This is a genomic window from Phormidium pseudopriestleyi FRX01 (assembly GCF_017313335.1).
In the GTDB taxonomy this organism is placed as follows: domain Bacteria; phylum Cyanobacteriota; class Cyanobacteriia; order Cyanobacteriales; family Laspinemataceae; genus Laspinema; species Laspinema pseudopriestleyi.
In genome coordinates this window covers 1-7,467 of the sequence record NZ_JAFLQW010000179.1, presented here as the reverse complement: position 1 = coordinate 7,467, position 7,467 = coordinate 1, and the positions used below count along the sequence as shown (strand labels likewise).

Annotated in this window: 9 protein-coding genes and 1 pseudogene; 6 read left to right on the top strand and 4 right to left on the bottom strand. The window is 47.9% G+C overall.

Annotation, left to right across the window (positions count from 1 at the left end; all coding sequences use genetic code 11):
* A pseudogene (locus tag J0895_RS06470) lies at positions 1-329 on the bottom strand (serine protease); the annotation flags it as partial.
* A 450-nt stretch (positions 330-779) separates the two neighbouring features.
* Between J0895_RS06470 and J0895_RS06465 the strand changes: the two are divergent.
* Positions 780-1,694, top strand: coding sequence for a lysophospholipid acyltransferase family protein (locus J0895_RS06465; RefSeq protein ID WP_242541104.1), 915 nt, complete (start codon positions 780-782; stop codon positions 1,692-1,694).
* Positions 1,695-1,707: 13 nt separating this feature from the next.
* Here the strand turns inward: J0895_RS06465 and J0895_RS06460 are convergent, their stop codons facing one another.
* Complete coding sequence (locus tag J0895_RS06460) at positions 1,708-2,070, bottom strand: zinc ribbon domain-containing protein (RefSeq protein WP_207087288.1); 363 nt, start codon at positions 2,068-2,070, stop codon at positions 1,708-1,710.
* A 292-nt stretch (positions 2,071-2,362) separates the two neighbouring features.
* On the opposite strand from J0895_RS06460, the gene J0895_RS06455 reads away from it, so the two are divergent.
* The 3 genes from J0895_RS06455 (at position 2,363) to J0895_RS06445 (ending at position 4,316) form a co-directional block, all read left to right on the top strand.
* Entirely contained in the window at positions 2,363-2,686 is a 324-nt protein-coding gene (locus J0895_RS06455; RefSeq protein ID WP_015149625.1) for a phasin family protein, read from the top strand.
* Between the two features lie 154 nt (positions 2,687-2,840).
* A complete protein-coding gene (locus tag J0895_RS06450) occupies positions 2,841-3,407 on the top strand; it encodes an FKBP-type peptidyl-prolyl cis-trans isomerase (RefSeq protein ID WP_207087287.1) in 567 nt (188 codons plus the stop codon).
* Between the two features lie 207 nt (positions 3,408-3,614).
* Positions 3,615-4,316 carry a hypothetical protein gene (locus tag J0895_RS06445; protein ID WP_207087286.1) on the top strand — a complete coding sequence of 234 codons (702 nt, stop codon included), beginning with the start codon at positions 3,615-3,617 and terminating at the stop codon, positions 4,314-4,316.
* Here J0895_RS06445 and J0895_RS06440 read toward each other — a convergent pair.
* Complete coding sequence (locus tag J0895_RS06440) at positions 4,301-5,497, bottom strand: DNA (cytosine-5-)-methyltransferase (protein WP_207087285.1); 1,197 nt, start codon at positions 5,495-5,497, stop codon at positions 4,301-4,303. The genes J0895_RS06445 and J0895_RS06440 overlap by 16 nt on opposite strands.
* A 594-nt stretch (positions 5,498-6,091) precedes the next feature.
* Here J0895_RS06440 and sufU point away from each other — a divergent pair.
* The gene (sufU, locus tag J0895_RS06435) at positions 6,092-6,568 is read left to right on the top strand and encodes a Fe-S cluster assembly sulfur transfer protein SufU (RefSeq protein ID WP_207087284.1); all 477 of its coding nucleotides are present in this window, start codon (positions 6,092-6,094) and stop codon (positions 6,566-6,568) included.
* A 50-nt stretch (positions 6,569-6,618) separates the two neighbouring features.
* Complete coding sequence (locus J0895_RS06430) at positions 6,619-7,155, top strand: Ycf51 family protein (RefSeq protein ID WP_207087283.1); 537 nt, start codon at positions 6,619-6,621, stop codon at positions 7,153-7,155.
* Positions 7,156-7,254: 99 nt separating this feature from the next.
* Here J0895_RS06430 and J0895_RS06425 read toward each other — a convergent pair.
* On the bottom strand, positions 7,255-7,467 hold a 213-nt coding region (locus J0895_RS06425), incomplete at its 5' end, for a hypothetical protein (RefSeq protein WP_207087282.1).

Sequence of the window (7,467 nt, the reverse complement as noted above, 5' to 3'; positions counted from 1 at the left end):
GTGGTTACGGTACGCGATGCATTAATCCGAACCACCGCAGGACCCACATTTTGAACCACATCCGTAATAAAATTGGTTTCCGCGACTGGCAATCTGGCCTGAATTTGTGGGGCCGCCGCCTGGACTGCAACAGCAGAGGCAGCGCTAACCTGGGGTGAAACCAGGGTTGGTCCATTCAGAAATTGCGTCGCGGACCAGGTAGCACTCGCGCCGAGGAGGAAGATTGAGAAATAGGTTAGGGTTTTTTGCCAACCGGGGGCCGAACCCTGATCATGAGAATTATTCAATTGTTTTGAGGGGGTGTTGAACTGATCCTTTGTTGTTTTCATTCGGGATAACTCCTGCTGCAAAACTCCTGCATTACCTTAAAAATCGAGCGTTCTTGCTTGCAGTCGGGATAATATAGCTCGTTGAAATCAATCGGGAAGAATCCAGGAAAAAAGCTGCCTGCTTTTATGTCCGGGTGAGACCCAGAGGGAACTGAGTCAGATTTCCTTAAGGATGGAGACGAGCTATTTTATAGACCATTCTAGCATAAAGTCAAGACCCGCATCAGCACTGATTGAGACCGTTTCAACCGGGTTGAAGGGCTGACTATTTTTAATGTAGAAGGCAGATATGACGAGGATGTGACGAGGATATCTCCGGGTTGTGGATCGGGATAGGGGACTGGAAATCTGGGGGTGAGAGGGCCACAGAGAAACAATTGCGGTCTCGAAAGTTGTTGGATTTGTCAAGAGCGTGCAGACCAGATTATTCTGGAAAGCGCTATTCTGCTTATGGAAGGGCTGGGAGAGGCTTTGTTTGACAACCTGGAATCGTTCTTTGCACCTGGGTTCCTCGCACGAAAGGGCGATCGCCATCCCTATGATGGTTGGTCGTTAGACCGGCGTGACCCCCGGGTGATTCAATCGTTTATGCCCCTGTGGGAATGGGCATACCACCACTATTTTCGCGTGCAAACCGACGGATGGCATCATGTTTTACCCGAGGGCAAAATGCTGGTGGTGGGTTCTCACAATGGCGGACTGGCGACACCGGATATGTTTATGTTTATGTATGATTGGTTCCGTCGCCAAGGGTTCGATCGCCTGACCTACGGACTGATGCACCCAAGAGCTTGGGATGTCTTTCCCGAGATGGTGGTTCATCAAGCGGCCCAATGTGGGGCGCTGCGGGCCCATCCCAAAATGGCGATCGCAGCGCTGCAAAAGGGGGCAACGGTGTTAGTCTATCCTGGAGGTCCCGAGGATGTGTTTCGTCCCCATCACCTCCGGGATAAAATTTATTTTGCCGGGCGCCAGGGGTTTATTAAGTTGGCCCTACGCGAAAATGCCCCAATTTTACCGATTATTTCCTATGGTGCTCATGACACCCTGTTTGTGATGGCGGATATTTACAAACAAATGCGCCAGTTGCATGAGGAGTGGGGGATGCCTTGGTTATTGGGGATTGATCCGGTGGTGTTTCCGATTTATTTGGGATTGCCTTGGGGGATTGCCTTTGGACCTTGGCCGAATTTTCCCCTACCGGCACAGATTCATACCCGGGTTTGTGCACCGATCGCCTTTGAGCGTTATGGACGAAAGGCAGCAGGCGATCGTCAGTATGTCAATCAATGTTATCAGTTGGTTTGTACTCAGATGCAACAGTCTTTGGACCAGTTGATTGCCGAAGTGGGCGATCGCGTTTAGTTGGCCGGTGACTTTACCGGAGTGCCAGGAAGAGACTAATCAGGGCGATCGCCACCACTGCGATCGACCCCGGATGTCTCCTCACCCATCGATTCAGGCCACCCAAGGACCCCGACTGAGAATAGGGGGTGTGAATCACCGGGACTAGGGGTTGAGATTTATCGTGATAAAGCGTACAGGTTTTCGCGTAGGGGCGCTGGGGATAGTTGCAGGTATCGTCCTCATGGTAAGTGCAACTCTGGCATAAAAACCCTTCCGAGTTGGCCTGATGCAGGGGAATACCTGGGTGACCAAATCCTTTGAGTGGGGTTTGGCAGTAAGGACATTTGACAGCTTGGACATCAACGGATTGATGGCACTGTGGACAGTCAGACATGATGGCAAACGGGGGTTTGATCCGTTACGGGGCGAGCAAAAACGAGTGCGGGTTTCCTCACTCATGGAGCAACCCTTTGTTTCATAGTACCCTAAGTATCTGGGCTAAGGGCAGTCTGCCTCAGAATGGAAACCCTACAACGGATGAGGTAGAACAGCCGCAGAATCAGGATAGGATATCCCACAATAGAAGAGTGGGCCCGAATAGAGCCAGCGATCGCACGCTTTGGAAGGCCCGCGCTATCGTAGATGATATTTTCACCACCCCAGTCAGAGGAAAACAATAAAACAATATGGATGCGAATAATCTGCTCAAGCAACTGCTATTAATCGGCATTGGTACAACCTCTCTAGTCGCCGAGAAAATCAAAGAGGTCAGCGACCAGTGGGTCCAAGATGGCAAACTCAATCCCGACCAAGCGAAACATTTTGTAGACGATCTCATGCAGCAGATGAAATCGGAACAGGGGAATTTTGAAACCCAGGTGCAGCGCCAGATTCGCAACGTGATGCAAGACCTAGGAGTGCCGCGTCAAGCGGAAATGGACGAACTCAGAGGACGGCTCGATCGCCTAGAACGTCAAATTCGGGACTTGGAAAATAAGCAGTGGCGGTAAGCGGGTTGACTCCCACCATCCGATTCTCAATTCAGAAATCCGCGACGACCAGGGGGACATTTGGCGTTAGAGTAGGGATCAGGCTACAATCGCTGGTTTGTCAATCCCGAACCCAACGATTGGAGCCATTACAGGCTACTCAGGAGGACTGATTTTGCGAGAAATTTTAATCAGCTTTGGGGTGATGCTGGCCTGCGTTTTGGTGCTGGTAGTCGCTCAGTTTACCGATCGCTCCAGTCAGGCGATCGCATCCAACATTCAGCCAACTCAAACCACAACTGAAGTACCAACGCCCAGCAAATCGCTACTGGCGCAACGGTTGACCGCTCAGACGCCAATCGCCAGCGCTGACACCACACAAGAGGAGACAACGACAACTATGGTAACGACACCTTCGGGTTTGAAATATACGGAAATCGAGGAGGGAACCGGCGCAACCCCGCAAAAGGGGCAAACCGTTGTGGTTCACTACACCGGAACCTTAGAAGATGGCACAAAGTTTGACAGTTCGCGCGATCGCAATCAGCCATTTTCCTTCAAACTCGGAGTCGGTCAAGTCATCCAAGGTTGGGATGAAGGTCTCTCCACCATGCAAGTCGGTGGACGTCGCGAATTAGTGATTCCCCCAGAATTAGGCTATGGTGCTCGCGGTGCCGGTGGTGTTATTCCCCCCAATGCTACCTTAATTTTTGATGTAGAACTGCTCAGAATTGCTGGATAAATTTCCCCAATTTCTGACGTTCCACTCTCAGGACACGGCTGCTGCCGTGTCCTTAATTTCTCCTTAATTTATAGTAGTTTCAATTGCCATTCTTACAGATTCATTTACCAGATTTAGTCATCTAAAAAAGAGAGTTTAAATTCTCAATTTTATGGCCTAACTGCTACAACAATCCTGAGAGTTTTTATTAGATAAATTTTAAAAATTATGACAATTCAAGATGATAAAAAAGAAATAGTTAAAGAGATAGCTCAAGATGATGAGCGAGAATCTCAACTCATTACCTTATTTCAATTAGAAAAGCCTGCCAATCCAACCCGTAGTGGCATCGATGCGATTCTCCTGAACAATGGATATCAAATTCCATTTGAGTTGAAGTCAAGCACCAAGTCTTCTGTCACCACCGTTCGTGACTTTGGATTGGAGCATATTAAAAAATGGCAGGGCAAACATTGGTTATTTGGCTTCTACAGTGAGGGGTGGAAAATCTTAAACTACTGTCTCTATGGTTCTCCCCAAGCAATGACTCCTTGGATTGCCGAAAAAAAAGCCTACATCCAATCGGATTATCAACTCGCCAAACTTGCTCCCGAACGGCTCACTATGTCTGTACTCTATGAAATAGTAGGGGAAAAAGACGTTTATACGCTTGAAGACGCACGTAAACTGCACAAGAGACAATACTCTATAAAAGAGTACCGACCTAAAATGGATCTAAAAACTGGATACTCCCCCGAGAGAATGCTTGCCATTTTGCAGGATAGATGTCAATACCTGATCGAGAGAGGTTCCACATTAAATAACCCCCATATTCTTGATTCTTATTTTAACGGATGGGAACGGATTACAAACAACCATGCTCAACGCTTACGCGAACTGGTTGCAGAAGCACTTCAGGATAACGCTTGATGAATCGATTCCGCCACTCGATATGCCAAGGGTGGAGGAACCGCATTGCCAATTTGCCCTAATCCCATATAAACTGCCCCCTCAATCCTCCAAAATTCGGGGAATCCTTGAATCATTCCACAGTCCGCCACAGATAATCTAAAATGACCCTTTTTCGCCACAAATAAATGCGCTTCTTCTCGATTTGCCGCCACTCCATTCGGCCAAATTTGTAATTTTTCCCAGTTTTTTTGCGCAGAAACACTACTCAACACTGAGGTGGTATGTCGAGGTCCAGTCAGTCCACTTCTAATCGTCGGTGCTAGGGCATCAAAGCCAATATCCGGCAATCCCAAGGCTTCTCGAATCCCCATACATCGATGCAGTTTCGATGGCTTTCCCGGGGAAAATAAATCCAACTGAATGGGTTTACTTGGACCACTACCGCTCCCGTCTTCCCAGTAGTGAGTCCCTTGAGGTGGCTGATATTTTGTGGCAACTTTATCCATTTTAAATCCTACAAAAAAAACCCGCTTGCGAATTTGAGGAATCCCAAAATCGGGGGCTGATAAAATAAATTTAGTTAAATAATATTTTTCACTCAGGGGTTTTTCTATTTCTTCTGCTACATAAGAACTAAACTTTTTACCCAGGATTGCAGTCACATTTTCAGCTACAAATGCTACAGGTTGAATCTCTAAGACAGCGCGAACAAATTCAGGAAACATATCCCGGGAATCTTCTTTTCCCTTCTGATGACCCGCTACTGAAAAAGGCTGACAGGGAGGACCCCCGTGAATAATATCCACTAACCCCCGATAACTGCGCCAATCGATTTGAGTAACATCCCCGGATTCCCCAGCAAACACCTTCCAATCGGGGCGATTTTGAGTTAAAGTTTTACCGGCATCGGGGAGAATATCATAACTGGCAACATGAGTAAAACCGGCGCGATCGAACCCTAAATCCAGACCCCCGCCGCCACTGAATAAAGAGAGCGATCGCAATCCATGAGATGGCAACTTCGGCATCAAATCTTCCGGATGCAACTTCGGCACATTAATCGGATGAATCGGTTTCGGTCCCTCTCCCCGCAATGCCTTCGCTTTCGCCGCACTCGATGCCTGAGAACGGTTTCGATAAACGGCTCGTTCCGCTTCAGTGATATTCCATCCCGGCGACTTTTCCCTCGGACTCTTCACGGTTTATTTCCTAATTTACCTTGAATTTATGATAAAAATATAGCCCGTATTGCAGCAGTCTGACAATAGAATGGCTAAAGGGGATGAAGATACTTTTTGCTGCTGCACGGGAGCCAGATTTTCCCACTCCTTTGGGAAATGGTTTCATTCATTTATTTTTCCCAGACAACATTAAAAAGTAAAGCGCCACAGAGCGAAGGACCAGCGCCGGATTTACCCACTACAAGATTATTAGGCGTAGATCCATTGTCAGAATGATAAAGGATCTGCTATATACGCTCAGGAGTGCGAGCATCTTGCTCGCTTTCTTTCTGATGTCAGAATGATAAAGGATCTGCTATATACGCTCAGGAGTGCGAGCATCTTGCTCCCTGACTTTGTTACAAATCATTTAGGGTTGATCTAGCATCATCATCGCCTCTGGCGCTCACGAAAGGCGCTAACAGGGCAAATAAATTGGTCAGGTAGATTTTAAGGATTAGATTGCCTTAACCCATGATTCTCAAGAACCCATAACCCCTAACCCACGACAAAAGGTGCTAGTGCTGATAGGATCTAAACTAAAGATTAGTCAAGTTCTCGAAGCTTACCACCATGTCTCTGAGCAATCTGCGCGACCTCTACCAGCAAGTCATTCTGGAGCGTTACAAGTCTCCCAAATATCGGGGTGTCACGGATCCGGTGCATCGCCGACAGCGAGGACATAACCCTTCCTGTGGCGATACCATCGAACTGACATTGCGGCTGAATGAGGCGGGCGATCGCATTGAAGAGGTAAAATTTGACGGGGAAGGTTGCGCCATCTCAATGGCGTCAGTTGACCTGATGGCAGAAGCGTTGCGCGGCAAATCCACCGACGAAGCGATCGAAATGATACAGCGCTTTCAAAACATGATGAAAGGCGAAGCAGAATTTCCCAAAGAACAGCGCAAGCTCAATGTCATGCAAGGCGTCGCCCAATTCCCCGTTCGCATCAAATGCGCCAACCTCTGCTGGCATACCCTCAAAGCGGCGATCGAATCAGCGAACCCTAACTCCGATAGCTTTGTCAGTAACGAAGCGGAATCTTAAATCTCAATGGAACTCAACCGAACTACTCCTCAATTACACCAGAAACCAATATGCTAACAACCGCAGAATTTTTCATTGCTTTTAAGTGGGCAGGCATCCTCACCCTGGTTAGTGGATTCCTGGGGCTGTTAGGATTTCTCTTAAAATGGGGAGTCCGCTTTCGCTTGGTGGGAATTACTGGCTTTATGGCAGTCCTCACCGGCGGTTTATTTGCCCTCAGCTTGGTCCCTCTGACTCGGGTCCAAGTCCCGGGTGCACTCCATTATGCTAGGGTCTACGACAATGATGGCAGTCAAACGGTGATTGCTTTACCGCCAACGATTACCGAGTCGGAACTGGAATTAACCCTGCGTCAAGCTGCCAATAATTTGTTTTCTCAGGGTCGGTTTAGTTCCGCTGGGGAAAACCAACTAACCATCCGCGCCCGCACGATCGTCCATCCCGAACCAGGACTGTCTAAACCCCTGTTTTTGGGTCAAGTGAAGCGATCGCTAGGGGTCCGCGACGATGAAAACATGGAAATCGAAATCTACGCCGATCAATTCTCGGAACTGTCTAAATTAAAACCGGCAGCTAAAGACGCCTAAACAATTGAGAATTGAAAATTGAGAAGACAGAACCCTATGGTTTTGTCTTCTCAATTTTTCTATTTTTCTATTTTTCTAATTGACTTTTGAGGTCCAGAATTAGGTATTGTCTTGAGAGGGAGGAGAAAGTATCCCGCGTTGTAACACTTCAAAACGTCGAACGATCGCATCGAAGCGATCGGCCCATTCTTCCTCAGCTACAGTCCGGGGAATGAGTTGTGGAATCACTGTATCCCGTTGACACTCCCGATGTCTAAAGACACGGGGATTCTTGCACAGCCTTAGACCAAAGCCTAAGTCTGATGGGCACTG

What these genes read in the sequence shown, in the direction of transcription:
- J0895_RS06465 (WP_242541104.1), top strand. Translation starts at nt 780, where the DNA reads ATGGAAGGGCTGGGAGAGGCTTTGTTTGACAACCTGGAATCGTTCTTT.
- J0895_RS06460 (WP_207087288.1), bottom strand. Translation starts at nt 2,070, where the DNA reads ATGTCTGACTGTCCACAGTGCCATCAATCCGTTGATGTCCAAGCTGTC.
- J0895_RS06455 (WP_015149625.1), top strand. Translation starts at nt 2,363, where the DNA reads ATGGATGCGAATAATCTGCTCAAGCAACTGCTATTAATCGGCATTGGT.
- J0895_RS06445 (WP_207087286.1), top strand. Translation starts at nt 3,615, where the DNA reads ATGACAATTCAAGATGATAAAAAAGAAATAGTTAAAGAGATAGCTCAA.
- sufU (WP_207087284.1), top strand. Translation starts at nt 6,092, where the DNA reads ATGTCTCTGAGCAATCTGCGCGACCTCTACCAGCAAGTCATTCTGGAG.
- J0895_RS06430 (WP_207087283.1), top strand. Translation starts at nt 6,619, where the DNA reads ATGCTAACAACCGCAGAATTTTTCATTGCTTTTAAGTGGGCAGGCATC.